Below are 26356 nucleotides of genomic sequence, written 5' to 3'. Positions count from 1 at the left end.
GCGTGTTTCAGAAACGGCTCAGCTTACCCCGTTCGAACCGTCCAGGATGTCGCGGACCTTCCGCGCCAGGTCGCCCCGGCGATAGGGCTTGCCGATCAGTTCGAACCCGCTGCGGTCGTCTTCGTGGTCCAGCGCCTGGTCGGCCCAGCCGGTGGTCAGCAGGATCTCTATCCTCGGCCACCTCCGGTGGACCTGGTTGGCCAGGGTCACCCCGTTCATCCCGCCCGGCATGACGATGTCGGAGAACAGCAGATCGACCTGCGCGCCGTCCTCCAGCCGCTGCAACGCCTCGCCCGCCGTCGTCGCCGCAAGGACGGTGTAGCCGAGGTCCGCGAGGATGCTCCGTCCCATGTCCATCACGTCGGGATTGTCCTCGACCATCAGGATGGTCTCCGTCCCGCCACGAATGTCTCGCACCGGGCGGTGCAGTGCCTGGGCCGCCTCGCCACCGATCGCCGGGAAGATCATCCGTACCGTGGTGCCCTCTCCGACCTCCGAGGTGATCACGAGGTGCCCCCGGCTCTGGCGCATGAAGCCATAGACCATGGCCAGGCCCATCCCGGTGCCCTTGCCCACGTCCTTGGTGGTGAAGAACGGCTCGGTGACGCGGGCGAGGACGGCGGGAGCCATCCCCGCGCCCCGGTCGGTGACGGAGACCACCACATATTCGCCGGGGTCAGCATCGCCCAGCTCTCCGCGCTCGGTCACAGTGACCGTCTCGGTCCGGATCTCCAGCTCTCCGCCGTCGGCCATCGCGTCGCGGGCGTTGACCAGCACGTTCAACAGGGCGACCTCGGCCTGCACCGAATCGACCTGCGCCAGCTTCAGGTCTCTGGCCAGGTTGGGGCGGATGGTGATCTGCGAGCCCAGGGTCCGCCCCAGCATATCGCGCAGGCCCTCGATCAGCAGGTTCAGATTGGTCGGACGACCGTCCAGCCGCTGCTTTCGGGCGAACGCCAGCAGTTGGCCCGTCAACGTCTCGGCCCGCCGCGCCCCCTCCATCGCCCGGTCCAGGCGACGGCGGACACCCTCGTCGTCGACATGCTCGATCGCCGATTCGATGTTGCCCATGATGACGGTCAGCATGTTGTTGAAGTCGTGGGCGATGCCGCCCGTCAGCTGCCCGACGGCCTCCATCTTCTGGGCCTGCCGCAGGGCGTCCTCGGCGTCGCGGCGGCGAGAAACGTCCAGCTGCGACGCGAAATAGTACAGCAGCTTCCGGTCCGGCCCGAACACCGGGCTGACGAACAGGGCGTTCCAGAAGGCCGAGCCGTCCTTGCGATAGTTCAGGATCTCGACCGCGACGTCGGTGCGCGCCTCGATGGCGTTTCGCACGACGCTGACGGTCTCCGGGTCGGTGCCGGGTCCCTGCAGCAAGCGGCAGTTGCGCCCGACCAGCTCTTCGGAGCTGTAACCGGTCAGCTCGATGAAGGCCGCGTTGGCGAACATAATCGGATTGTCGGGCTTGTTCGGGTCGGTGACGATCATCGGCATGCGGGTCATCTCGACCGCGGCGAAGAAGATGTCGTCGGTGCCCGTGAACCCTTCGCGGGTCACGGTCGGATGCAGGACGCGAGGCTGCGGAAGTTCAGGCGTGTCGTTCACTCGGGTCGGCTCCGCTGCAGGGTCGGGAGAGCAACCCTTGAGAACCGAACGCAGCTAGGCCGTTTTCGATCACGGCGCAAAAGTCGCGACCGTACACAGGCCGCGCGAATGGCGATGTCGGAGGAGCCCCGCGTGGCAGTCCCTAGGGGAGTCGAACCCCTCTTTTCAGGTTGAAAACCTGACGTCCTAACCGATAGACGAAGGGACCGCTGCGCGAGAGCGGGCGATATAGCGGGCGATTCCGGAGGGCGCAAGCACCCCGTGTCGCTAAATGGACATGCGCGGGTCGGCGGCGTCCTCGATCTCGAACTGCACGCCGCGCCGCCCGTTCCAGTCGTCGGCTTTCAGCCGTCCGACGACGCTCAGACCCCCCTGCCCCGCCAGAAGCGACCGCCCCAGCGGCAGGTCGGCGCAGCGCCAGGCGATGGCCCTGACCGAGGCCCCGTCCGCGCCCACCAGTCGGCACCGCACATGACCGCCGTTCATCTGCACGGGCTCGCGCGCCTGCACCCCCACCAGGGCGAAGGACGGCTCGGGATTACCGGGTCCGAAGGGCGCCAGCCGCTCGAAATCCTCCAGCAGGGTTCGCGTCGCGGCACCGGGATCGATCAGCACATCGATCTCGACGCAGTCCTGCGCCTCGGCCTCGCCCTGCTCTCCCGCCATGGCCGCGTTCAGATAATCGCGCAGCGCCTCGATGCCGTCGGGCCGCACCGTCAGGCCCGCCGCCATGGCGTGGCCCCCCCCGGCCATCAGCAGGCCGTCGCGCCACGCGCCCTGCACGGCCCGCCCCAGGTTCATTCCCGGCTGGGAGCGCCCCGAGCCCTTGCCCACGCCCGCGACGGCGTCGATGCCGACCACCACGACCGGCTTTCGCCACCGCTCCCTCAACCGCCCGGCCACGATCCCGACGACGCCCGGATGCCAGTCCTCGCCCCCCACCACCACGACCGCCGATCCGTCGACGTGCTGGCCCGTCGCCTCGACCCGGCGGATCGCGGTTTCCGTGACCTCGCGCTCGACCTCGCGCCGGGCCACGTTCAGGGCGTCCAGCTCCTCGGCCAGCGCCCGCGCTTCGTCCGGATCGTCGGTCGACAGCAGCCGCGCCCCCAGATCCGCGCGACCGATCCGCCCACCCGCATTGATACGGGGGCCCAGGATGAAGCCCGCGTGATTGACCTTGGCCGGCCCCGGTTCGCTGCCCGCGACGGCCAGCAGGGCCTTCAACCCCGGATTGCCCCACCCCGACATGACGCCCAGCCCCAGCCCCGCCAGCGCCCGGTTGAACCCGGTTAGCGCCGTGACGTCGCAGATGGCCCCCAGCGCCGCCAGATCCAGCCAACGCCGGATGTCCGGCTCCGCCCGGCCGTCGAACAGGCCTCGCCGCCGCGCCTCGCGGTTCAGGGCGGCCAGCAGCACGAACACCACGCCCGCCGCCGCCAGATTCCCCTGCCCCGACGTGTCTCCCGGACGATTCGGATTGACGACGGCCAGGCACTGCGGCGGCTCCTCGCGCATCAGATGGTGATCGATCACCACGACCTTCAGCCCGATGGCGCAGGCATGGGCGATGGCCTCATTGGCCGCCGCACCGCAATCCACGGTGATTACCAGGTCGGCCCCCGAGGCCTTCAGCCGATCGAAAGCCAGGGGGCTGGGGCCGTATCCCTCGGTCAGCCGGTCGGGCACATAAATGGGCAGGGCCGACCCCATGGCCCGGAACCAGCGCACCAGCAGCGCCGCGCTGGACGCCCCGTCCACGTCATAGTCGGCGAAGACATGGATCGCCTCGCCCGCCGTCAGGGCACCAACGATGGCCTCGGCCGCCGCGTCCATGTCCATGAAGGCCGAAGGGTCGGGAAACAGCCGCTTCAGCGTCGGTTCCAGAAAGTCCGCGCCGGCCTCCGCCGCCACGCCCCGCGCCGCCAGCGCCCTCGCCAGCGGCTCCGACAGTCCCAGACCCTGCATATGAGCCCGGATCAGAGAAGCCTCGGCGGGTCTCTGTCGCCAGGCCCGGCCCGACAGGGAGCGGGCGACATCCAGAAAACCGGGCGTCAGCCCTGTCGCCGCCCCATCCGCCATCAGATCGGCCGCGTCGTCCGGATGCGCCGCACCGTCCGGGTGGAACTGTCCATCACCAGCGTGTGGGTCGTGACGAAGCCGTCCCGCATCACCACGCCGTCCAGCATCGCCCCCTTGGTCACGCCCGTGGCGGCGAACACCGCGTCCTTGGACACCAGTTCGTGCAGGTCGTACTTCCGGTCGAAATCGGTGACGCCCGTGCGCTCGGCCCGCGCCCGCTCGTCGTCGTTGCGAAACAGCAGCCGCCCCTGGAAATGCCCGCCGACGCACTTCAGCGCCGAGGCGGCCAGCACGCCCTCGGGCGCGCCGCCTGACCCCAGATACAGGTCGATGCCGGTCTCGGGCTCGGCCGTATGGATCACGCCCGCCACGTCGCCGTCCGTAATCAGCATGACCCGCGCGCCGACCTCTCTCAGCGCCGCGATCAGGGCCTCGTGGCGCGGACGATCCATGCAGCAGACGGTGATCTGGTCGGGCCGCACGCCCTTGGCCGCCGCCAGCGAACGCACATTGTCGCCCGGCGTCATGTCCAGGTCGACCGTGCCCGGCGCATAGCCCGGCCCGATGGCGATCTTGTCCATGTATGTGTCGGGCGCGTGCAGCATGCCGCCCGCCGCCGACATCGACAGCACCGTCAGGGCGTTGGCCATGGCCTTGGCTGTCAGGGTGGTCCCTTCCAGCGGGTCCAGGGCGATGTCGATGGCCGGGCCTTTGCCAGTGCCGACCTTCTCGCCGATGTAGAGCATGGGCGCCTCGTCGCGCTCGCCCTCGCCGATCACGATCTTGCCGTCGATATCCAGGCTGTTCAGGGCGTTGCGCATGGCGTCGACGGCCAGCTGGTCGGCGTGTTTCTCGTCGCCGCGCCCGATCTGGGCCCAGCTGGCGATGGCGGCCAGTTCGGTGACCATGGCGGCGTCCGCAGCGAGGGTCGAGGCGAAGGGGGCCGATGCGGCCATGGGCGGTCTCCTGAGGCGAAGGATGATCCCCGGATTCTCTCAACCGGGCGATAGGTGATCAGCGCGGTGCCGGCCCTTGAGCACTGGGGGCCCGGTCGATGGGCGGGGGCGCGACGCCGCGACGACGCGCCTCGGCGGCGAAGGCCTCGACCTCGGCCTGGGTCTCCGCCGTCACCGGCGAAATCTGCTGGGCGTCCACGCGGGCGGTGATCTCGCGGGACAGGGTGGCCGGATCGCCCAGGGTCCATTCGATCCGCGCCGCCTCATCGGCCAGGGCCGTCCCTTGCGAGGCCAGGCCCCGCACGCGGCTGGCGACCTCGGTCGAGGGCGGTGTCGTCGTCGAGGCCACGGGGAATTCCGTCCAGCGCGGATAGGCGCGGTTGGCGTCCACCAGGGCCTGGACCCGGGGCGCGATCGGCGAGGCGGTGTCGGTCTCGGCCTCGAAGGCCCCGGCGCATCCCGTCACGGCACCCGCGCTCAGGATCAGGGCCGCTGTCTTTTTCGCTCGATGCGCGTTCATATCGGGCCGGTCTTAGGCCATGATCGTGCCAGGCGCAAAGGGCGGACGACGCGCCCGTCGCCCCCAAGGACACGCCGGAGACCCCATGGCCAAGACCCCCCGGACCCCGCCCAAGCCCCTCGCCGTGGCCAGCGCCCCGCGCAAGCCCGGCCGCACCACCACGGCGAAGCCACGCGCCCCCCGGGTCAAGAAGGCCCCCGTCGAAGCCGCCGTCGCGGCCGAGCCCCTGATCGCGGCGGAACCCTCTCCCGCTCCGCCCGAGGCCCAGCCCGCCCCCGACATCCCCTTCGCCTTCCCCGGCGAGGACCAGCGCCAGATGATCGAGACCTTGTCGCTGAACCTGGCGCGGGCCGCCATGACCGCCCAGACCGCCATCGCCGAGGCCGCCCTGTCGCAAGCCGACCGCCCGACAGCCCTGTCGCCCGACCCGTTCAACGTCGGCCCGGCCATGAACTCCGTCATGACCAGTCTGGCCGCCCGCCCGGACAAGCTGTTCGCCGCCCAGGCCGACCTGTTCAACCGCTACATGGACCTGTGGGCCTCCACCGCCCGCCGCGTCTCGGGCGAGGAACCCCCGCAGCCGTCCAGGGACAAACGGTTCAAGGACCCTGCCTGGTCCGAGAACCCCATGTTCGACGTGATGCGTCAGTCCTATCTGGTCACCGCCGACTGGATGAACGGCCTCGTTTCCTCGGTCGAGGACGTCGATCCCCGCACCAAGCGCCGCGCCGAGTTCTTCACCAAACTGCTGACCGACGCCTTCTCGCCCTCCAACTTCCTCGCCTCCAACCCGGCCGCGCTCAAGGCCATGGCCGAGAGCAACGGCGAATCGCTGGTCAAGGGCATGCAGAACTTCGCCGCCGACCTCGAGCGCGGCATGGGCAGCCTGAAGATCAGCCAGGCCGACTACGGCAAGTTCGTCGTCGGCGAGAACGTCGCCACCGCCCCCGGCCAGGTCGTCTGGCGCGACGAGCTGTTCGAGCTGATCCAGTTCGACGCCGCCACCGACCAGCAGCGCGCCATCCCGCTGCTGATCTTCCCGCCGTGGATCAACAAGTTCTACATCCTGGACCTCCAGCCCGAAAACTCGATGATCCGCTGGCTGTCGGCCCAGGGATTCACCGTCTTCGTCTGCTCCTGGGTCAATCCGGACGTGTCGATGGCCGGCCACGACTTCGACGACTATCTGGAAAAGGGCATCTATCGCGCCACCCAGAAGGTCATGGAGCAGACCGGTCAGGACCGGCTGAACACGGTCGGCTACTGCATCGGCGGCACCCTGATGGGGGCGGCCCTGGCCCATATGGCAGCCAAGGGCGACAAGCGTGTCAACGCCACCACCTTCTTCGCCGCCCAGCACGATTTCGAGGAGGCGGGCGACCTGCTGCTGTTCACCGACGAGCACTGGCTGGGCCAGATAGAGCAGCAGATGGACGCCGCCGGCGGCGTCCTGCCCGGCGCGGCCATGGCCGACACCTTCAACGCCCTTCGCGCCAACGACCTGATCTGGTCGTTCTTCGTGTCCAACTATCTGATGGGCAAGGAGCCGGCTGCCTTCGACCTGCTCTTCTGGAACGCCGACCAGACCCGCATGCCCAAGGCGCTGCACATGACCTACCTGCGCAGCATGTACGGCTCCAACAAGCTGACCCGGGGCGAGTTCGAGATCGGCGGCATCAAGGTCGACCTGTCGAAGGTCAAGATCCCGCTGTATTTCCAGGCCAGCCGCGAGGACCACATCGCCCCGATGAACTCGGTCTATCGCTCGGCCCGGGCCTTCTCGAACGCCGACGTCACCCTGACGCTCGCGGGCTCGGGCCATATCGCGGGCGTGGTCAATCCGCCCAGCGCGAAGAAGTACCAGCACTGGATCAACCCCACCCTGCCCTCCACCCTCGCCGAATGGCAGGCCGGGGCGGTCGAACATCCCGGCAGCTGGTGGAACCACTGGGCCGAATGGCTGCATGCCCGGTCGGGCGAATGGGTCGCAGCCCGCGATCCCCACAAAGGCCCCCTTTCACCGCTAGAACCCGCCCCCGGGTCCTATGTGAAAGTGAAGTCTTGAACCGTCTCGAACCGAACCTGCTGCTCGCGATCTCGACGGGCCTGCCCCTGCTGCTGCTGACCCTGACGTCCGCCGTCTACGGCGAGCCCGCCCCGATGTGGCGCTATCCCTTTCTGGCCGGGCTCTACACGGCGATGTTCGTGGTGCTGCACCGCCCCCTGTCGAAGCTCATGCGGATGGACCCGGACCGTCCGCCGATGATCGACATGCGCGCGCCGACGTCCGCCCTCTGGGCCGCCATCTTCCCCGCCGTGGTGACGGTGCTGGCGGTCGTGCCCTTCTTCTTGCGGGGCTGGGACTACGGCCTTCTGGTGGTCATCGCCTCGGTGCTGTTCGGCTACACCGTCCGCTCGGCCATGAAGGCCCCCAAGGCGGGTCTCTAGGCCGGCCGGAAGGTCAGGGCCACGCCGTTGTTGCAGTACCGCTTGCCCGTCGGGCGCGGTCCGTCATCGAAGATGTGACCCTGGTGCCCCAGGCAGCGGGCGCAGTGATATTCGGTCCGGGGAATGCCGATGGCGAAGTCGATCTTGGTCCCGATCGCGCCCGGCAGCACGTCGTAGAAGCTGGGCCAGCCGGTCCGCGAATCGTACTTCGTCGTCGAACTGAACAGCGGCAGCTCGCACCCTCGGCAGACGAAGGTGCCCCTGCGGCTCTCGTCGTTCAGCGGACTGGAATAGGGCCGCTCGGTCGCCTCCTCGCGCAGCACGGCATAGGTGAAGGCCGGCAGTCGCTCGCGCCACTGGGCCTCGGTGATCCGGCGGAACGGAGAGTTGGCGTACTGCGCCGTGGACGCGTCCGCCTCTCCGGGAGACGAACAGGCCGCGAGCGCGGTGGCCGCCCCGGTCAGCAGGACGGCGCGGCGGGTGTGGGTGGAGGTTGGCGTCTGGGTCATGGCCTCACATACGTCGGCACAACGGCGCGGGTTTCAAGGCGTCACATCCGCGCCGCTCAGCTGAGCCCTGTCGCCTCGTCCAGCCCCAGCATCAGGTTCAGGTTCTGCACCGCCGCGCCCGACGCCCCCTTGCCGAGGTTATCCAGCAGGGCCACCAGCCGCGCCTGGCTCCCGCCCCGGTCGCCGAACACATGCAGCCGCATCCGGTTCGTCCCGTTCAGCCCCTCGGGATCCAGTCCCGTCATGGCCTCGGTCTCGTCCAGCCCCGCCACCTCGACGAAGCGACAGCCGTCATAGGCCTCGACCAGAGCGCCGTGCAGCCGGTCGATCGACGGCGTCTCGGGCAGGGCCGCCAGATGCAGCGGCACCTCCACCAGCATCCCCTGCCGATAGGCCCCCACCGCCGGCGAAAACAGCACCGGCACATGCAACCCGCTGTGCCGGGTCATCTCCGGCACATGCTTGTGCTTCAGCGTCAGCCCATAGGCGCGATAGGGCAGCGCGCCGCCAGTCTCGAACTCCGCGATCATCGCCTTGCCGCCGCCGGAATAGCCGCTGACGGCGTTGACCGTGACCGGCCAGTCCACCGGCACAAGTCCCGCCTTCACCAGCGGCCGCATCAGGCCGATGAAGCCGGTCGGATAGCAGCCGGGGTTCGACACCCGGTGCGAGCCCACGATCTCGCCCCGCTGGACCGCGTCCATCTCGGGAAAGCCATAGGTCCAGCCGGTCGCCGTGCGATAGGCGGTGGATGCGTCGATGACCCGCACGTCCGGGTTCTCGATCATGGCCACGGCTTCCTTCGCCGCGTCGTCGGGCAGGCACAGGATCACCGCGTCCGCCGCGTTCAGCGCCTCGGCCCGCGCCGCCCGATCGCGCCGCCGGTCGCCCAACAGGATCAGCTCCAGATCGTCGCGCCGCTCCAGCCGCTCGCGGATCTCCAGCCCCGTGGTCCCGGCCTCGCCGTCTATGAAGATGGTGTGGGTCATGATCGAGTGAAGAGACTCAAGACTGCCTTTATGGCGGTTGATGGAAGTCCGGCGGCAACAAGAGCAACGCCGGAGAGGAGCGGTATCAGCCAACCGGCAAACCGAAGGGCTGTCAGAACGGTCAGAATGGAAGGCAGATAGTGCAACGCCTCGCCGGATGCTTCGCAAATCCCGGTCTTCATATCGACTTTCAGTTTGTCTGAGGGGCCGTATCGACGACGCTTTTTCCTCTCACGCACGAATGCCTCCCGAGTTGACTGGAGGCCATCCTCACGCCGAGAAATTTTCGGCAACGCGCTTTGTGGCGTCGATAATGTCGGATCGGGTAGTTTTTTGGGCATGTGGCACACCTCCGCATTAGCGAATGATGTGCAGTCCCTTCGGGTATGGGACGGATTTCGACGGCAGCGTCAAGCATGTCTTGTTGTCAGATGCGGCCCGCAAAACAGCAAATCAGAAGGGGTTCGGGACGGATTGTCCTTTGGCTCGCCTAAACCAGCATTCGGTGACTTGGAACAACTCCGCGTGATGTGACCATAAGGGACGTTAGACCAAGAAAAAAAGGCACCCCGAGTTTCCCCGGAGCGCCCTTGTATTCCAGGTCGCGGCTGCGACCGACTTAGCGCTTCGAGAACTGGAAGCTGCGGCGGGCCTTGGCGCGGCCGTACTTCTTGCGCTCGACGACGCGGCTGTCACGGGTCAGGAAGCCGTGCGGCTTCAGGACCGGGCGCAGCGCCGGCTCATAGTGCGTCAGGGCGTGCGACAGGCCGTGGCGGATGGCACCGGCCTGGCCCGACAGGCCAGAGCCCTCGACCGTGCAGACCACGTCGAACTGGGTGACGCGATCGGTGACTTCCAGCGGCTGGGCGACCATCATCTGCAGGACCGGACGCGCGAAATAGGCGTTCAGTTCCTTGCCGTTGACGGTGATCTTGCCCGAGCCCGGCTTCACCCACACGCGGGCGATGGCGTTCTTGCGCTTGCCGGTCGAATAGGCGCGCCCCTGGGCGTCCAGCTTCTGGACGTATTCGGGAGCCGATTCCGCCGTGCCGGCGGTGCCCAGGCCCTTCAGGGCGTCGAAGCCGCCCATCTTCTCTTGGGAGGCGGCTTCCGGGGCCGTGTCTTGCGTGACGTCGGTCATGGCTTACAGGCTCCGGGTGTTCTTGGCCGAGCGGCCGGCGAAATCGATCGTTTCGGGCTTCTGGGCTTCGTGGCTGTGCGTGGGGCCGGCGAACAGGCGCAGGTGCGTCATCTGCGTGCGGGCCAGGGGGCTTTCCTTGGGCAGCATGCGCTCGACGGCCTTCTCGAGCACCCGCTCGGGGAAGCGTCCGCCCAGCACCTTCTGCGGGGTCGTCGACTTGACGCCGCCCGGGTGGCCGGTGTGGCGATAATAGATCTTGTCGGTGGTCTTCTTGCCGGTGAACACGACCTTGTCGACGTTGGTCACGACGACATAGTCGCCCAGGTCGACGTGGGGGGTGTAGGTCGGCAGGTGCTTGCCGCGCAGGCGCATGGCGATGAAGGTCGCGAGACGGCCCACCACGACGCCTTCGGCGTCGATGTGGATCCACTTCTTGTCGACCTCGGACGGCTTCAGCGCAGCCGTGGTGCTCTTCAGCATGACGAGGGGTCCTTGGGACGGGAGACGAAACGGGGTCGCCCCGGACGGGCCGGAACGAGCGAAGGCGCGTCTCTAGAGGAGCGGCTCGGCGTCGTCAATGCGTGTCGATCCCCACTTCTAAGTCCAACCCACTGAGTTTCCTCGTGAAAACCCTTACGGTATTAAAATACCGTGTTGTTCTGAGCCGTTTCGAGCCCTCAGAACCACAGCCGAACCGCGTCCAGGCATACCGGACCATCCACCTGGGCCGTATTGACCGTATAGCTCACCCGCGCTTCCCGCGATCCGCACTGGCAGCGAAACCGGTTCGATCTCCCGGCCACCGGCCAGTTCCGCCGCGCCCCGAACAGCGTCCGGGGATCCATCAGTGACGCCCGCTCGCAGTCCTTGGCCAGGCAGGCAACGATCAACCGCGCCCCGACCCGGGGCTGGCGGATGTCCCGGGGAACATGAAAGTCGGTCCTGACGTCGCGCATGGAGGCTCCTTCTGGCCCGATTAAGCGCCGCCTGCTTGACTGGCACAACTCAATTGTTCTTCTTTTGTTCGCCCGCCTGTGGGCGGAGTGGCACGTCCTCTCTGAAGCTTGATGAGCGCCAGCGGATGCCTTTCTCGCCGTGCGCGTCGACAAGGGATCGCAAGCCTCACCCCTTCTCCCCTTGCGGGTCGACGAGGATCGCATGCGATCCGAGGAGGGGTGGCCCGGAGGGCCGGATGAGGGGTGAAAGGAAACGTCGCCGGTGAGCGTTCGAACCGCTCCCCCACCGGCAGAGACCGAGTTTCACCCCTCATCCGTCTCGCTTCGCGAGCCACCTTCTCCCGCAAGGGGAGAAGGAAGAATCTTCAATCATCCGCACTCGCCCGGATTCCGCCAACGATTCCAACACCCGTCGCGCTCGAAGCCCCGCGAACGCGCCCGCATTGACGTGCATGCTACCCTCCCCCTCGGTTCCGTCGCCTGGGAAGGGCGCAAGGCCTTGCGAGCTTGTCGCGGCGGAAGCGGTTGGAGCGGGGGCTCCCGAAGTCCAACGACCGGAGGCCGTGAAGAGCGGTCATCCGGCGTCCCGGGCCGAGGGGGTGGTGTGGGTGACGACGCCGTTCGAAACGAGGGTCCCGGGCTCAAGCAGCCCGGGACCGCGTCCCGGGCGGTAGCCCACCAAAAAGGCGGCGAGCAGAAGACTCGCCGCGTTCAGGGGATCGGCTCTCGCAAGGACGCCGACCTTCCCGCCGGAGGCTGAGGTAACGGCAAGGCTCTAACAGAGCCGTTGGTCCTGTGCGTTGCTTCGAGCATGGCAGGCCGTCCGCTTCCGATCAGACCAATCGCGCGGAGCGTCGAGGCGTTCGCGAAACGGTATTTCATTGTCATCCCGGCGACCGCCGGGACGCTCCGCCCGCCCTTCCCAACCCGTTCGCAGCGGAAGAGCGATGACGCATGGCCGCGCCCCGCGTCACAGAACCATGATGACCCGCCGGACCCCGATCGACTAAACGGCGGCTCTATCCAGGAGCCTCCCCATGCGTCTCGACCGTCGCAGTCTGTTCACCGCCGGCGCCGCCAGCTTCGCCTTCTCGGGCCTGCCGCGCTTCGCCGCCGCCCAGGACCTGCCGTCCGACGAGACCTATCGCAACGAGGTCCATGGTTACGGCCCCCTGCGCGCCGACCCGTTCCGCGTCTTTGACCTGCCCGAGGGCTTCTCCTACCGCGTCGTCTCCCAGGCCGGTGAAACCATGAGCGACGGCCTGTTCGTGCCCTACAAGGCCGACGGCATGGGCTGTTTCGATCTCGGCGGCGGCCAGGTCGCCCTGATCCGCAACCACGAGCTCAAGCCCCGCGACACCAGCTATGGCCCCGCCGGAGTCCGCTCCGAGCGCATCGGCCTGATCGACAAGAGCCGGGCCTATGACGTCACCGGCGACATGCCCCTGACCGGCGGCACCACGACCATCGTCTACGACATGAATCAGCGCCGCACGGTCAGCCAGCACCTCAGCCTGACCGGCACCATCGTCAACTGCGGCGGCGGCAAGACCCCCTGGGGCACCTGGCTCAGCGGCGAGGAGAACACCGACGGCATCGCCGCCGGCCTGTCCCGGAACCACGGCTTCATGTTCGAGGTCAGCCCCACCGCCACCGGCCTCCAGCAGGCGGTGCCGCTGACCGCCATGGGCCGGTTCCAGCACGAGGCCGCCTGCGTCGATCCCCGCACCGGCATCGTCTACATGACCGAGGACAGCTTCGGCCGCACCGGCCTGTTCTACCGCTACCTGCCCGAGGCCCCCGGCGAACTGGTCAAGGGCGGACGGCTCCAGGCCCTGGTCATCAAGGGCCAGCCGGGCGCGGACACCTCCAACATCGACACCCGTCTGTGGAACATGGGCGACTGGGTCGAGGTCGAATGGATCGATCTGGACGACGTCGAGGCCCCCGACGACGACCTGCGGATGCGCGGCCATCAGCGCGGCGCGGCCAACTTCGCGCGCGGCGAGGGCATCGAGTTCGGTCGCGGCGAACTCTATTTCACCTGCACCTCGGGCGGCGCGGCCCAGGACGGCCAGGTCATGCGCTACGTCCCCTCCCCGCGCGAAGGCCAGTCCGACGAGAGCGGCGGCCGGCTGCAGCTGTTCTTCGAATCCGTTGACGACAAGGTCTTTGACTACGGCGACAACCTGACGATCGCGCCGTGGGGCGACATCATCATCTGCGAGGACCGCTATTCCGAGACCGATCGCAACCACCTGCGCGGCATCACGCCCGAGGGGAAGGTCTATGTGATCGGCCGGAACGTGTTCGAGGGCAACGCCGAGCTGGCTGGCGCGACCTTCTCGCCGGACGGCCGCACCCTGTTCGTGAACATCTACTGGCCCGGCATCACCCTGGCCATCACCGGCCCGTGGGAGACTCTGCGCGCCTGATCGCCGACACGCTCAGCCGCGCGGGCCACTCATGAACAGCCGCGGCTGGGACCGGCGGACCAGCCACAGGTTCGCCGTCGCCAGGGCCAGCACCAGGGCCGCGCCCGCCTGGTGAAGCCCGCCCAGCCAGATCGGCACGACATTGACCAGGGTCACGACGCCCAGCGCCGCCTGCAGCCACAGCGCCACCGCCACCCCGATCGCCGCCGCACCCAGCCCCTCGGCCAGCCTCCAGCGCCACGCCTGCACCGCATAGACGGTCGCCCCCAGCACCAGCAGATAGCCCCAGATCCGGTGATTGAACTGCACCAGGGCCGTATCGTGCAGGAAGGCCAGCGCTCCCTGACCCCAGTCGACCGGCGCCAGGATCGCTCCGTTCATCAGCGGCCAGTCGGTATAGATGAAACCCGCCTTGGCCCCCGCCACCAGCCCGCCCAGCAGGCACTGGAGAAAGACCGCGCCCCAGAGCACCGTGGCCCCCCGGCTCCATCCCGCCGGCGACCGCGACGTCTCCGGACCGTTCCACGCCTCCAGCCCCGTCCAGATCAGCCCGGCGAAGATCAGCAGCGCCAGCCCAAGATGCACGGTCAGCCGCTCTGGCGCGACATCGACCCGCTCCGACAGGCCCGACGACACCATCCACCAGCCGATCGTCCCCTGCATCCCGCCCATCACCAGTAGCAGGGCGCACCGCCACACCAACCGGTCCGGCAGGGCAAACCGGCCGAGGAACGACCGCTCGGGCAGAAGTCGGAACGCCAGGAAGGCGAAGAACGGCAGGGCGAACACCACCCCGATCAGCCGCCCGAACAACCGGTGGAACCACTCCCACCAGAAGATGCCCTGGAACTCGCTCAGGCTCATGCCGGCATTGACCAGGGCGTATTGCGGGATCGCCTTGTACTTCTCGAAGGCCTCGTTCCAGTCGGCCTCGGTCAGTGGCGGCAGGGCCCCCATGATCGGCTGCCATTCGGTGATCGACAGGCCCGACCCGGTCAGACGGGTGATCCCGCCGATCACGACCATGGCGAACACCATGACGGCGGTGAAGAACAGCCAGACGGCCACGACCCGCGACTGTTCGACTTTTCCGAAACGGTTCATTCGACGCCCGACGCTCCGACCGATACAGTGACGCCTCGCGGCGTCGACGGGCGGTATGCCCCTGCATCGCGGCAAGATCAAAGCCGCCGGCCGGACGCGAGGTCGCATGCGGCACCGGGCTGAGGAGAGACAGACACCATGCAGCAGGCCGATATCGCGATCGCCATCGTGGGCGTGCTGATCCTGGCCTGGGCCGGTGATCAGCTGACCGGTCGCAGAGGGCTGTTCGCGGCCTCTCTCGTGTCCGCGACCGGGGCCGTGTGCGGCTGGTTCCTGGCGGTCCGCGTCTTTGGCGCGGCCTCGATGGACGAGATCGGCTGGACCGCCTGGTCCGGAGCTGGATCCGTGCTCGGCCTCGTCACCTTCTACCTGTTCCGGAATACCCGCTGATGGGCCTGCGCACGCGCCGCGCCGTGGCCTCCCTCGGCATCATGATCTTCCTCATCGGCTACATCTGGGTCGCCATCGCCGTCGGGGGGCTGATCCCGGACCATCCCCTCGCCCTGCTGACCTATTACGCACTGGCCGGCACCCTCTGGGGCCTGCCCCTCTTCCCCCTTCTCTCCTGGGCCGAGGGCAAGCCGTTCTTCAAACGGCGCTGAGGGTCCCAAAGGCAAGAATACGCAAGCGAACGCCAATCCGCCGCAAGAAGGGGCTGTGACCGCCGGGCTCTGGTGTGCCGAGACGGCCGCTGTGGCCGTCCGACGCCCCGGCGCTCGCAGCGCCTGCTCGGAAGACCCGCTCATGTCCCTCCGCTTCGCCCTTCTCGCCGCTGTCGCATCGATCGCGACCGTCGCCGCCGCCTCATCCTCCACCGCCCAGACCTGGACGCCGCTGGAGGCCTCCCGCTTCGCCGCGGAGTTCACCCAGCCCTGGATCGGCGTGCCAGACGGGTCCAGCGGCGCGCCCCGTCAGGGCTGGCTTGGCGCGCCCGACGGATTCTTCACCCGCGAGGTCCACCTCGCCTACGACTGGATCGATGCCGACGGCGGTGAGGCCCACCGCGTCATCGCCCGCTTCAACTACCCACTCTCGCGCCGGCTCTGGGTCGGCGTCGAGGCCCCGATCTATCAGGACCTCGACAGCGGCGGCTCCGGCATCGGCGACATCGGGGTCACGGCCCAGGTCATGCTCGCCGAGACGCGAGACCTGTCCCTGAACGCCGGCCTCGGCCTCGAACTGCCCACCGGCGACGACTCGGTCGGCGCGGGCGAGGTGTTCGGTGTCACGCCCCAGGTCAATCTGTGGACGGACCTCGGGGCCGGTGTCTCCTTTCGGAGCCGGGCCTCATATGCCGCGCGCGACGAAGGCGGCGCGGACGGCTTCGGCCTGAGTCTCGCGCTCGGCCAGACCGTGACGCCGGCCGAGGCGGCACCGCTCGGCCAGTTCACCTATTCCCTGGCCGTGAACTGGTTCGCGCCGGACGAGGGCAAAGACGTGGTGACCGTGACACCCGCGCTGAGGACCCGGCTCGTCGACAGCCTGTTCCTGCTCATCGGTGTGGAGTTGCCGGTCTCCGATGACGAACCGTTCGACCAGCGCTGGATCATTCAACTTGTGAGGGGTTTCTGACCCAGCCCTCAAGCAGCGACCGCCGGCGTCGCGAGCGGTCGGACGAACAACCCGTCCTCAGGCAGAGAGCCGCCGCGCGGCTCACGTTAAGGCGAACAGGAATGGGTCAAGGGAAAATGGTCGGAGCGACAGGATTCGAACCTGCGACCCCTTGACCCCCAGGCTAACCTGAGGTTGTTTTCAGCACTTTTCACCGCTGTGCAGGACTGTGCTAGCGCATTGTTCCTGCGTAGATTTTTGACATCATCGCTGTTCACCGCTATTTTCTGAGTTGCTGCAATCTGTGCCCCATATGTGCCCCAGCAAACGGGGCCATCGGAGATCTGGATGCCGACTTTGAAGCTCACGGACCGAACGGTTGCGTCGGCGAAGGCCATCGAAGGCGGCCGTCTTGAGCTCTGGGATTCGGGCCTCAAGGGCCTTTATCTCCGGGTATCCTCGGACACCAAAATCTGGGGTTATAGGTATCGCCGGCCGGACGGAAGTCAACCGCGCATCCGGCTCGGCCACTACGTCCCGCCCGAGCACGCCATAGGCGACACCTCCTCCCTGACGGTCGCCGGAGCCAGGGCGAAAGCCCGCAAGATCCAGTCCGAGGTCGACGACGGCAAGGACCCGGCAACGACGCGCCAGTTGGTCAAGGCCGAGGCCAAGACTGAGGCCATCCGCACGGTCGCGGATCTGGCCGAAGCCTATTTCACCGTCTGCGAAACCGGCGAGTATCGCCCGAGCCGCCGTCGCAAACGGCCTCAGACCATCAAAGCCGAGCGCTATCTCTACAAGAAATACCTGACCCCGCTCGGCCGCATCAGGGTCGAAGCCCTCACCCGCGATGCTGTTCGAAAGCTGCTGCGCGATCTTCTAACCGCCGGGCGCGGCACGACCTGCAACCGAGTGCGAGGACTGCTCCGCCAGATATACGCCTGGGGCGTGCTCGAGGGGCGCGTAACCCGTAATCCCGCCGGAGAGCTCGCGGACCTGGCCGAAGAGATCCCCCGCACCCGCATCCTGACGGATGATGAGACCCGTGCCCTATGGAAGGCGCTCATCGATCCCACCGGGCTACGCCGTCCCCTCCCCCGCGGTCGCGAAGAGCCGGTGATGGTCAGCCGACCGGTCCGCATCGCCATCCAGCTCGCCATGCTGACGCTTCAGCGGCGGGGCGAGATCGCCGCCATGCGCATCCCGGAAATCGACTTCGGCGCGGCCGTCTGGACGATCCCTGCGGAGAAGACAAAGGCCGGTCGGGTGACGGCCGTCCCTCTCTGCGCCAGCGCGATCGACCTCATCCGTGAGGCTATCGCGCTCCGGTCCGAGCCGACGCCGGGTGACGACCCGTCGTCCTATGTCTTCGTCGGTCGCAGCAAGACGGTCCCCTATCTGTCGCCTGCCGCCATCAGCCATGCGATGCGCGACATCAGGGAAGGGATCGGGTCGCCGGACCTGACCGCCCACGATCTCAGACGTAGCGGGGCTACCCGCCTCGCGATCGCTGGTGTCAGCCCCTTCATCTTGTCGAAGCTGCTCAATCACGCCGGGGACTTCGGCGGTGGATCGCCGATCACCATGGCCGTCTATGTCCAGCACAACTACATGGCCGAGAAGCGCGCCGCGATCGCCAAGCTGGAGACACTTCTTCTCTCGGTCGTGAATCCAAACTCCGACCATGCCGCCGACGCGTCGGACTACGCCGCGAAGGCGAGGTCCGCGCTTCGCTTCTACAATCCCGCCGGTGACGCCGGGCAGGTGCCCTCCACTCCAGCGCAAAGCCAGCCCTCCGCCCACGCCTGACCGGGAGCGCTTGCCTCGCTGCTCCGCGGGAGATGGGTCAGGACCGTCATTGGCGGTGCCTACAGCCGGCTAGCGCCGTCGCGCCCAGAACGGTCCGGGAGACGGCTCGGCGTCTGCAAATAGCAGGTGGTGTTTGAGCGGCTCCGCGGTGCTGCGATTGCCGACCGGATAGGTCGCGGTCGTCTCGGTGAGCGCAGAGGACTCGTTGCGGTCGTTGGTGTGCTCCGGCGCCATGTAGTTGGCGTAGACATAACGAAGTCGGCTCGACGAAACATCAAGTTCACGAATGTGCTGATGGTTCAGAGCATGCCTGAGGGCCTCGGTCGCATCGTCGTAGAAGGCCTCGTAGCCGACGTGGACGACGCCTGGCCTGTCGCCCGGAAGCTGATCCGCGGCCTCCCGGATCAGTTTTCGGAAGTGCTTGGCCTTGCGGCTCTGAGCTTTCTCTGACGCGCTGAGCCAGGACACGGCCGAAACCCTTCCGACCTGCGCCGCATGGAAAGGTCGGTCTTTCGCCGGCCGCCATGAGCCATCCAGACTATATTGGACCGAAGGCGAGTACGCGCCCTCGATTAGCTGGATCATTCGGCTGGACCCGAAGAAGAGATCGTCCTGCTGCAGCACCAGATCGAGGCGTCGGCGATCGACGACCCGAATCCACCCTGCGCCCGATGCGTCATCCCAGGAGTCCCGTCGAGGATTCTGGAGGAACACCTCGGCCCTGTCGGCGAGGTAGCTTGCGCCCACAGCCGCGAGCTCATCCTTGAAAGCGACCTGGATGGATAGCGAGACGTCGCGCCCCCGGCAAAACGCATGGAACGCTTGCGAGATTTCCTCGCCCCGTGCGCGTTCCGTTTCGCCATAGCCGGATCGACCGACCCGCTTGCACTCTGCCGCCCAGCTTCGCCGTCCGCGGGAGACGAACAGGTCGGGACGGCGCCTAACGCCGGGTTCCGCAGGCACGCAGGCGACATCGGTCCATCCGGCGGTCCGGTAGGCGCCCGCGACGAGCAGTTCGTAGAGTCCGTCATCGGGCTGGCGTCTGTAGCGCGTCATCATTTCGACGACCCGATCTTCCGCCCCTTTGACCGGCTTGAGCTGGGGAAGCAGTTGGCCGATCCGTCGGAACAAGGGGACGATCCTGTAGGCCTCAGGTTCGAACCAGTGCTCGCGGTCGGCGGCATAGGCCCTGGCCTGGAAAACGTACCAGGCGGCGGCGTCGGCCGGATCGAACAAGGAGACGCGCTCCCCTTGCGCCCACCTGACCTTCGCCGCCTCGAACGTGGCTTGAACAGCCTCCATACGGTTCGACCAAGCTCTGGACGGAAGGCCTTGGGTCAACCAGGCGATTGCTGCGAGACAATCCGGATCCTCCCAATCCTGGCCGTGTCTCTGGGCGATCCACAGGGGGCTGGTCATCACGATCCGGATCAGTCTGGTCGGCAAGGCGGCCGGGGTTTCCGGATGATACCCGGATCACCGCCAACCGCCCCTCCCCCTCGCGCGAAAATTTTTGGCCCGCAGATAGGGACGACCGTGGATCAGGTTGCGCCGACCAAATTTGTGAAAGCAGATGTCCAATCGAGGCGATAACCAGATTCGATGGGGTCAGGATGCGTCCTAGCCGTGTCGCCGAGGTCTGAAGCCCGTATCTGCTGATTGAGAGGCTGGGTTGTGGGAGACAGAGGACGGTTGCCCAAACCCACGCCATCCGGAGATCGCGTCGGTTTGGTCCGTCCTCCGCGCGTGTCTGCTGCTCGAGCCGACTTGGGCGCCTTGGACAACCCACCTCCCGACACGGGGATGGGCCTGCGATCTACTTCCGGGGCTGTGCCGCCCCGCCTACCCTATCCCTCATCGCCTCGGACCGGGACGCTGGCTGAGTAGGTGCCCACAGTAGCCAGCTGGATCAGCTCCCGAGCTGTCGTGGTTGCCCCGACCTCGAAAACCGCACGCAGAAAGAACGTTGGCCTGCGAGACGCCAAGTCGAAGGTGTGTAGTGCTTCGCCGCTGCACGCAACCGAAATCTGTACCGCGTTCGTTCACGGAAACAAAAAGGAAACATGTTTAGCGTTGACGCGCCTGGCTGGTTGATGTCGATGGTCGCAGGGAGTTCCACGACAGGGTTCGTAAAGCGTGGCCCAGGCTCCTCATCCGGTTTCGGCGTCCGGGAGGCGCGAGGGCGACGGAGAGCGAGATGCGCATTGTTCTGGTCGAGGTCCGCAACTTCCGCGGCATCCGCACGCTGGACTGGACGCCATCCCCGGGCATGAACTGTCTGATCGGGCCCGGCGACGCGACGAAGACGACCATTCTGGACGCGATCGAACTCGCCCTGAGCCCTCGCACCAACTACCTCGCGGATGACACCGACTTCTACAATCTGGACTTCACCCAGCCGGCGACGGTCACCATCACGGTCGTCGGCCTACCCGACAGCTTCCGCAGCGACGCGCGATACGGGTTTCATCTGAGGGGCTGGGACGAGACGGCTGGGTCTCTCTCCGACGAGCCGGACGACTCTCTGGAGGATGCGCTCTCGATCCGCGTCAGCCTCGACGCTTCAACGCTCGAAGGCCGGTGGTCGCTCTTCCACCTCCGGCTCGATCCCGAGGCTGAGCCACCTTCGCTGAGGTTCGCCGATGCCCGCGACCTCGCCCCGACAAGACTGGGCCCTTATGCGGACCGGCATCTGGGCTGGGGCCGTCAGTCTGTGTTGAACCGGATCGGCCTCGACGGGCGGATGACCGGGCAGCTGGCGGCCGCCAGCCGCGCGGCGCGAGAAGCATTCCGCTCGACAAACAAGGATGTGTTCGTGGCGCCGGTCGCCCAGGCCGAAAAGCTGAGCCGGCATTTCTCCGTTCGCGTACGCGACGGGTTCACCGCTGAGCTTGACGTTCAGGGGTCGGCCATCTCCTCCGGCGGCGTTGTGCTTCACGCCGGTAGTCTGCCGCTCCGCACGCTCGGCACCGGCTCCTCTCGCCTGATCGTCTCGGCGCTCCAACACAATGCCGGCGGGTCCCATATCGCTCTGGTCGACGAGGTCGAACACGGCCTGGAGCCCCACCGTATCGCGCGGTTGCTGAAGTATCTGCTCGCCCCGCCCGATGATAGATCTCCATCCCCCACGACTCTCGCCGCCCCGCCTCAGATTTTCCTGACCACCCATTCGGAAGTGGTCATCCGCGAACTGCGGGCCCAGGACATCCATACGGTCCGATGTGATGACGGACTGACCACCGTCCGGTCCGTGAGCCAGACAGCGTCAAGCCCCGAGGTCGCTCAACGTCACCTCCGGGCCGCGCCCGGCGCCTTCCTCGCGCGTCGCGTCCTCGTGGGTGAGGGCAGAACGGAATACGGCCTTCTCCGAGGGCTGGACGTCGCCTGGATCGCAGAAGGGAAAGACTCCTTCGCCCTCGCGGGCGTGGTGGCGGTCGACGGTGGGGGCGTCTCCAAAGCGCTCGCGCTCGCCCGGCATCTGTCGGACCTCGGCTTCGATTGCCTGGCCGTCCTCGACTCCGACGAACCCCCGTCGCCCGAAACCGTGCTGGCGGTAGAGGCGGCCGGTGGGGTCGTGCTCATCTGGCCCGACGACAGCGCCACCGATGAGAGGCTGTTCCTGGACCTGCCCTGGGCGGGGGTGGTGTCGCTGCTTCAGTACGCGTCGTCATGTTCAAGCCAGGCCAGCGTCGTTGACGCGACGAACGCGGCTCTTCTCAAGGCGGGCCTGGCCGCAATCGTCGATCTCGATGTGCCGAGTGCGCGCGACTGTCCCGAAGTCCGCACCGTATTCGGCAGGGCCGCGAAGGCCAAAGCCTGGTTCAAGACTATCGAGCATGGGGAAGCGGTCGCCGCCATCGTCGCCCCGCTCCTCGCCCAGAGCCCGACCACTCCGCTCGCCAGCCATCTGCGGACCCTCCGCGAATGGATCGATGGCTGAGCTCTCGGCAGAGACGCTCCCTGCCACCGTTGCCGGGTTACGTCTCGGCAGCGTCGTTGCGGCGGCCGGATGCGGCAAGACGGAGCTGATCGCACGCGCGACCGCGGCCGGGACCGGTCGTCGGCTGATCCTGACCCACACCCATGCCGGGGTCGATGTGCTCCGGCGTCGTCTCCGCGACCATGGCGTTTCGAGCCGCCTGTATCTCGTCGACACCATCGCGGGCTGGTCCCTGCGTTACGCGAGCGCCTATCGCGGCCGGTCAGGGCTGACCCTCGCCGAGCCTCGCACGGACAGCGACTGGACTATGGTCTACGCGGCCGCAACGAGGCTGATCCGGTCCGGTGCGGTCAAACGGGTGCTGAGCGCCTCCTATAGCGGCCTGTTCGTCGACGAGTACCAGGACTGTGGCGCGTCTCAGCACGCCGTCGTCACCGCCCTCTCGGAAAGCCTTTCCACCTGCCTGTTCGGCGATCCCATGCAGGCCATTTTCGACTTCAAGGGTCAGACGCCCGTCGATTGGGACAGAGACGTGTTTCCGCGGTTCGCCAAGCTCTGCACGCTGAGCCGGCCTCACCGATGGATCAAACACAACAACGAGGGGATGGCGACCTGGTTGAAGCAGATCCGAACCGATCTCGAGCGCGGTGCGCCAGTCGATTTCGGAAATCTGCCGGACCAGGTGCGATGGACGGCCCTGCCGAACGAGATCGGGCAAAGGCATCAGAAGGTCGTCGGCGCCTGCCTCACGGCCATGGGGCGGGCCGGCGACCTGGTGGTGATCGCCGATCCCGCCAATCTTGAAGGCCGGGCGAAGATCGCGAGCAAGCTTGCGAAACAGGGGTTCTCGAATATCGAACCGGTCGATTGCAAGACAGCCTATGCCTTGGTGCGACGGCTCGGCAGCCTTGGGAGTTCGGATAGGCTCGGCGCCACCCTGGACGTGATCGAGAAATGCATGGGGGGTGTGGAACGGGCGGCGTTCGACCACGCCATCGCGTCGCGCAAGCGCGGAGGAAGCCTGGGAACAGCGAAGTTCGGCCACGACCTCATCGGTACAGGCGTTGCATTGGGCGCAGGCGGTTCGGACGCGCTTGTGCTGGCCCTGATCGACGCGTTCGCGGCTCGCCCGACGTCCTTCGTCTACCGCCGCGAAATGCTCCGGGCGATCCGGGCAGCGCTCAAAATGAAAATCGCCGACGACTGCACAGACCTGACGGAGGGGCTCTGGCGCGCCCAGAATCAGGCGCGCCACGCGGGTCGGCCGGTCCCTCACCGGGCCGTCGGCAGCACGCTCCTGGTCAAGGGTCTGGAGTTCGCCAATGCGGTGGTCATTCATTCCGACAGCATGAGCGGCAAGGACTGGTATGTGGCCCTGACGCGGGCGACGCACACCCTCACCGTCCTGTCGCCGCTAAGGCGTTTTCAGCCTGCCGCCTAGCCGCCATGAATATGGCAATAGTCGCCGCGAGCCCGGCGCTGAACCCATTCAGCCGGCTCCTCATGTGAGGCTCCATAAACGGATCGAAGACAGCGCCGCCCCGACTGCGTCGCGGATCCGCATTGAACCCCGCCTTCGGACTCCAGCCAGGCCAGGTAGTCGTCGCGGAAAACGCCCGACGCCGCCGCCGCGCCGAGATCCGGATCCTGGAGATAAAGTCGAACCTGATCGGGCGTCAGATCGACGGAGTGGGCGCCCCAGAGCCACTCGATCTGCATCGTGGCTGACTGATCGCGGTCCGCGTGAAGCTGGAGGATTTCGCGTTCGAACGGCTCAAGCGGCGGGTTCCCACGCGGCGCCTCTCGCAATGAGGCGAGAGGTTTGACGCGTGGCGGCGCGCACTCGGCGCATCGTCCGGTCCCGGCCTCCCTCAGGCGCTGCAGTTGCTCGCGGCTCTGGACGACCAGCAGCGCGCCGCACAGCATGCAAGGGACGTCGCTGTCGCGTGCGGTCATTTCGCGGGTGAATTTGTAGATCGCCTTGCCGCCGCTGAGACCCGTCGCCAGCTCGGCCAGGATTTCGGTCGGGACCTCCGGAGCGGTCCAATAGGCCGCGATTGCGAACCGGCGGGCCGCGATAGGGTCCGATGGACGCGGAAGGTCGGTTCGGAGAGTGGCCTTTCGCCGCCTCAAATCGTCCTCGGCGGCCCTGAGCGCCTGAATGTCCTGCGCCAGCGCCTCCAGGGCTGCATCGTGGTCGAACGGCTCAGACATGCAGGTTCCAGATTGGATAGGGCGGTCGGTCGCCTATCCTATCACCCTCGCATCGACCTGCGTCACTTCCGGTCGTCCGCCCAGCCGGGACGGATTGCCCGAACGCGCGAAACGCCGTCCACTCGCCGCAATGGCCGCAGACTTTCACCGTCCGGATCACAGCCCCTTCGCCGGCTTCGGAGTCGGACTGGCGTTCGGTCTTCGCCCGGATGGAAGCATCGTCACCATAGGCGAGGTCGCGAGCGGCAAGGCGTGCGACTGTGTCTGCCCCGCCTGCGGCGAAGACCTCGTCGCCAAAAAGGGCGAGAGGATCACGGATCACTTCGCCCATAAGGCGTCGGGGGCCGGCGGGTGCGGACTCGGCATAGAAACCAATGCCCATCTCTGGGCGAAAGCGGTTCTGGGCGAGCTGAAGCAGATCCACCTTCCATCGATTGAGGGCAAGATCGGGGACCGAAAGCATCAAACGCACAAGGGCCGATCCTACGTCTTCGCCGATGCGGTGCTCGAAAAGCGTTTGGGGGAGATCGTGCCCGACGTCGTACTGGTGGCCGCCGATGGGCGCCGATTGATCGTCGAGGTCCTCGTCACCCACGCCTGCGACGCGGAGAAGATCGCGAAAATCCGCGCCGGCGCGGTCTCGGCCATCGAGGTGGATCTCAGCGCCTACCGGACGCAGGGCACAGAGGCCGCGGTACGCAACGCCCTGCTTCGGACGGCTCCGCGGACATGGCTGTTCAATCCGGCGGTGGACGAGGCGGAAACCTCGCTCAAGGCGACGATCGCCGCCGAGCGGAAAGCCGCTGCGGAGGCCCGTCAGAGAGCGGCCCGGCGGGCCGCTCTCGCCCTCAGAGCCGCCGAGCCGCGCCTGACCCCTGCCCTCCAGGCGGAACGGCAGAGCGTCCTCGCTCTCGGCCTTCAGGACCTCGTCGGCGCGCCGCCGGCGTCTGATGACGGTTTCGTCGTTCCCTCGAACCTCTGGCGAGCGGTTCTGATCAATCGGCTGGTCCTGCGCCGCGCGCCGACCCGGCATGGCATGTTGTGGCCGATCGAGCCCGACGAAGCGCTCAGCGCCTTGAAGGACTGTCTCGCCCCCGGCGTGCTGGGTGGCGTCAACCGACCGACTCCGGCGGCAATGAAAGCCGCCTTGCCCGGGTTCGTCCCACCTCAGGATTCGCTGGACACGTTCCTTGAGACCCTGAAGGCCTATGGCCTGCTCCTCGAAACGAAACATGGTCTGCTGGTCAACGACCGCGCGCGCGAGGTTCTCCTGGCTCGGGAAGCCGCATTGAAGGCGGCGAATCAGCGATGGCGACAGACCGAAACCCTGTTGGACGGCCTGTTCGAGACGACCGGTGCGCCGATGGAGACCCCGGCGTTCTCATTGACCGCCTGGAGGGCTTCCGTGCCGGGTTTCAACAGGTCCCTGACCGCCATTATCGAGGAAGGCGGCCCGGAGTGGTCAGGGCTCGTGCGGTCCCTGGACGCCGTCCAATCCATGATCAGTGGCGGCGCACCCTGCGACAGCCTGATGGGCCTTCCGTTTGAACCCAGTCTTCAGGAAGCGATCCGCCAGGCGGATCTGATAGCCGCTCAGGAGGCGTTAGCCATCGAGGCCGCCGAGCGTGCCGCCGCTGACCAGCGGGTGTCTCGACTGAGATCCAGGGCGGAGGTCGTGCCAGGGCTGGAGGTCGAGGCCTGGCTCAACCGGCAGGGCAAAGGAACGCCCCTGACGCCCCTGGACGCCGCGCGACAAGGCGAGGCCATGCTCGGGGTGGCTTTCCGCAGCCTCGATCGGATCGCGGAAGAATTCGCAGACGCCGCCCGTAGAGACGCCCTGGCCGCCGAATGTCTCGCCGTCCTCGAAACCGCGGCCGAGAAATGCTTCGACGAAGATCGCAGGCGGCTGTTTCTGCGCGGCCATCGGCCTGAACTGGGCATGAAGTCGCCGCAGGAGTTCTGTCGGGATCACGCCTCACTCAAGGTGCTGTTGTCCTTGTTGCCCAGCAAGCGCGGCGCCCGTTGAAGGCGTTTAGCGGCGCACGGACACGCCGCTGATCGGCAGGGTCGCGTCAATCGGGAGCCAGCCCTCTA

23 protein-coding genes, 1 tRNA gene and 1 pseudogene are annotated in these 26356 nt (G+C 67.1%); 11 read left to right on the top strand and 14 right to left on the bottom strand.

Translation table 11 applies throughout. The annotated features are described in order from the left end of the window. Window positions 1–18: 18 nt before the first annotated feature. The 5 genes from ABN401_RS03685 to ABN401_RS03665 form a co-directional block, all read right to left on the bottom strand. Window positions 19–1605 (bottom strand): histidine kinase famiy protein, encoded by a 1587-nt coding sequence (locus ABN401_RS03685; RefSeq protein ID WP_349683482.1) that lies wholly within the window; start codon window positions 1603–1605, stop codon window positions 19–21. Between the two features lie 133 nt (window positions 1606–1738). Next, window positions 1739–1813: transfer RNA gene (locus ABN401_RS03680), tRNA-Glu, on the bottom strand. 59 nt (window positions 1814–1872) lie between these two features. Further along, window positions 1873–3687, bottom strand: coding sequence for a single-stranded-DNA-specific exonuclease RecJ (recJ, locus tag ABN401_RS03675; protein ID WP_349683481.1), 1815 nt, complete (start codon window positions 3685–3687; stop codon window positions 1873–1875). Continuing rightward, window positions 3687–4643 carry a class II fructose-bisphosphatase gene (glpX, locus tag ABN401_RS03670; protein ID WP_349683480.1) on the bottom strand — a complete coding sequence of 319 codons (957 nt, stop codon included), beginning with the start codon at window positions 4641–4643 and terminating at the stop codon, window positions 3687–3689. The genes recJ and glpX overlap by 1 nt, the downstream gene beginning before the upstream one ends. A gap of 58 nt (window positions 4644–4701) precedes the next feature. Then, window positions 4702–5163, bottom strand: a complete 462-nt coding sequence (locus ABN401_RS03665) for a hypothetical protein (RefSeq protein WP_349683479.1) — start codon at window positions 5161–5163, stop codon at window positions 4702–4704. 85 nt (window positions 5164–5248) lie between these two features. Here ABN401_RS03665 and phaC point away from each other — a divergent pair, with 85 nt between their 5' ends. Together phaC and ABN401_RS03655 are read left to right on the top strand one after the other, a co-directional pair. Next, window positions 5249–7228 carry a class I poly(R)-hydroxyalkanoic acid synthase gene (phaC, locus tag ABN401_RS03660; protein ID WP_349683478.1) on the top strand — a complete coding sequence of 660 codons (1980 nt, stop codon included), beginning with the start codon at window positions 5249–5251 and terminating at the stop codon, window positions 7226–7228. Next, window positions 7225–7611: a hypothetical protein gene (locus tag ABN401_RS03655; RefSeq protein WP_349683477.1), complete on the top strand. Its 387-nt coding sequence runs from the start codon at window positions 7225–7227 to the stop codon at window positions 7609–7611. Before phaC ends, ABN401_RS03655 begins: the two co-directional genes overlap by 4 nt. Here the strand turns inward: ABN401_RS03655 and msrB are convergent. The 6 genes from msrB to ABN401_RS03625 form a co-directional block, all read right to left on the bottom strand. Continuing rightward, window positions 7608–8120 (bottom strand): peptide-methionine (R)-S-oxide reductase MsrB, encoded by a 513-nt coding sequence (msrB, locus tag ABN401_RS03650; RefSeq protein ID WP_349683476.1) that lies wholly within the window; start codon window positions 8118–8120, stop codon window positions 7608–7610. The genes ABN401_RS03655 and msrB overlap by 4 nt on opposite strands. A 56-nt stretch (window positions 8121–8176) precedes the next feature. Further along, a complete protein-coding gene (gene argC, locus ABN401_RS03645) occupies window positions 8177–9109 on the bottom strand; it encodes an N-acetyl-gamma-glutamyl-phosphate reductase (protein ID WP_349683475.1) in 933 nt (310 codons plus the stop codon). Then, a complete protein-coding gene (locus ABN401_RS03640; protein WP_349683474.1) occupies window positions 9106–9450 on the bottom strand; it encodes a hypothetical protein in 345 nt (114 codons plus the stop codon). The genes argC and ABN401_RS03640 overlap by 4 nt, the downstream gene beginning before the upstream one ends. Window positions 9451–9728: 278 nt before the next feature. Then, window positions 9729–10199 carry a 30S ribosomal protein S9 gene (gene rpsI, locus ABN401_RS03635; protein WP_432763517.1) on the bottom strand — a complete coding sequence of 157 codons (471 nt, stop codon included), beginning with the start codon at window positions 10197–10199 and terminating at the stop codon, window positions 9729–9731. 54 nt (window positions 10200–10253) lie between these two features. Continuing rightward, window positions 10254–10730: a 50S ribosomal protein L13 gene (rplM, locus tag ABN401_RS03630; RefSeq protein ID WP_349683472.1), complete on the bottom strand. Its 477-nt coding sequence runs from the start codon at window positions 10728–10730 to the stop codon at window positions 10254–10256. 197 nt (window positions 10731–10927) lie between these two features. Further along, window positions 10928–11206 carry a hypothetical protein gene (locus tag ABN401_RS03625; protein WP_349683471.1) on the bottom strand — a complete coding sequence of 93 codons (279 nt, stop codon included), beginning with the start codon at window positions 11204–11206 and terminating at the stop codon, window positions 10928–10930. Window positions 11207–12243: 1037 nt separating this feature from the next. Here ABN401_RS03625 and ABN401_RS03620 point away from each other — a divergent pair. Continuing rightward, complete coding sequence (locus tag ABN401_RS03620) at window positions 12244–13641, top strand: alkaline phosphatase PhoX (RefSeq protein ID WP_349683470.1); 1398 nt, start codon at window positions 12244–12246, stop codon at window positions 13639–13641. 12 nt (window positions 13642–13653) lie between these two features. Here the strand turns inward: ABN401_RS03620 and ABN401_RS03615 are convergent, their stop codons facing one another. Further along, window positions 13654–14745, bottom strand: coding sequence for a COX15/CtaA family protein (locus ABN401_RS03615; RefSeq protein ID WP_349683469.1), 1092 nt, complete (start codon window positions 14743–14745; stop codon window positions 13654–13656). A gap of 138 nt (window positions 14746–14883) precedes the next feature. On the opposite strand from ABN401_RS03615, the gene ABN401_RS03610 reads away from it, so the two are divergent. The 4 genes from ABN401_RS03610 (at window position 14884) to ABN401_RS03595 (ending at window position 18108) form a co-directional block, all read left to right on the top strand. After that, window positions 14884–15135, top strand: a complete 252-nt coding sequence (locus ABN401_RS03610; protein ID WP_349683468.1) for a transglycosylase — start codon at window positions 14884–14886, stop codon at window positions 15133–15135. After that, window positions 15135–15347 (top strand): DUF2842 domain-containing protein, encoded by a 213-nt coding sequence (locus ABN401_RS03605; protein WP_349683467.1) that lies wholly within the window; start codon window positions 15135–15137, stop codon window positions 15345–15347. The genes ABN401_RS03610 and ABN401_RS03605 overlap by 1 nt, the downstream gene beginning before the upstream one ends. A 142-nt stretch (window positions 15348–15489) precedes the next feature. After that, a complete protein-coding gene (locus tag ABN401_RS03600; protein ID WP_349683466.1) occupies window positions 15490–16317 on the top strand; it encodes a transporter in 828 nt (275 codons plus the stop codon). Between the two features lie 327 nt (window positions 16318–16644). Then, window positions 16645–18108: a tyrosine-type recombinase/integrase gene (locus ABN401_RS03595; RefSeq protein WP_349683465.1), complete on the top strand. Its 1464-nt coding sequence runs from the start codon at window positions 16645–16647 to the stop codon at window positions 18106–18108. Between the two features lie 69 nt (window positions 18109–18177). On the opposite strand, the gene ABN401_RS03590 is transcribed toward ABN401_RS03595, so the two are convergent. After that, complete coding sequence (locus ABN401_RS03590) at window positions 18178–19554, bottom strand: hypothetical protein (protein ID WP_349683464.1); 1377 nt, start codon at window positions 19552–19554, stop codon at window positions 18178–18180. Window positions 19555–20305: 751 nt separating this feature from the next. Here ABN401_RS03590 and ABN401_RS03585 point away from each other — a divergent pair. Beyond that, entirely contained in the window at window positions 20306–22048 is a 1743-nt protein-coding gene (locus ABN401_RS03585; protein ID WP_349683463.1) for an ATP-dependent nuclease, read from the top strand. Beyond that, the gene (locus ABN401_RS03580) at window positions 22041–23489 is read left to right on the top strand and encodes a UvrD-helicase domain-containing protein (protein ID WP_349683462.1); all 1449 of its coding nucleotides are present in this window, start codon (window positions 22041–22043) and stop codon (window positions 23487–23489) included. Before ABN401_RS03585 ends, ABN401_RS03580 begins: the two co-directional genes overlap by 8 nt. Here the strand turns inward: ABN401_RS03580 and ABN401_RS03575 are convergent. Then, window positions 23486–24262 carry a hypothetical protein gene (locus tag ABN401_RS03575; protein WP_349683461.1) on the bottom strand — a complete coding sequence of 259 codons (777 nt, stop codon included), beginning with the start codon at window positions 24260–24262 and terminating at the stop codon, window positions 23486–23488. The two genes, ABN401_RS03580 and ABN401_RS03575, sit on opposite strands and share 4 nt — an antisense overlap. Here ABN401_RS03575 and ABN401_RS16400 point away from each other — a divergent pair. Beyond that, a pseudogene (locus tag ABN401_RS16400) lies at window positions 24210–24563 on the top strand (hypothetical protein); the annotation flags it as partial. The gene ABN401_RS03575 and the pseudogene ABN401_RS16400 overlap by 53 nt on opposite strands. Window positions 24564–24791: 228 nt before the next feature. After that, a complete protein-coding gene (locus ABN401_RS03565; protein ID WP_349683459.1) occupies window positions 24792–26288 on the top strand; it encodes a hypothetical protein in 1497 nt (498 codons plus the stop codon). The last annotated feature ends 68 nt before the right edge of the window (window positions 26289–26356 follow it).

The organism is Brevundimonas aurifodinae (genome assembly GCF_040195595.1).
In the GTDB taxonomy this organism is placed as follows: Bacteria; Pseudomonadota; Alphaproteobacteria; order Caulobacterales; family Caulobacteraceae; genus Brevundimonas; species Brevundimonas aurifodinae.
The sequence above is the reverse complement of the archived record's forward strand: the minus strand, read 5'-3'. Positions and strand labels throughout refer to the sequence as shown.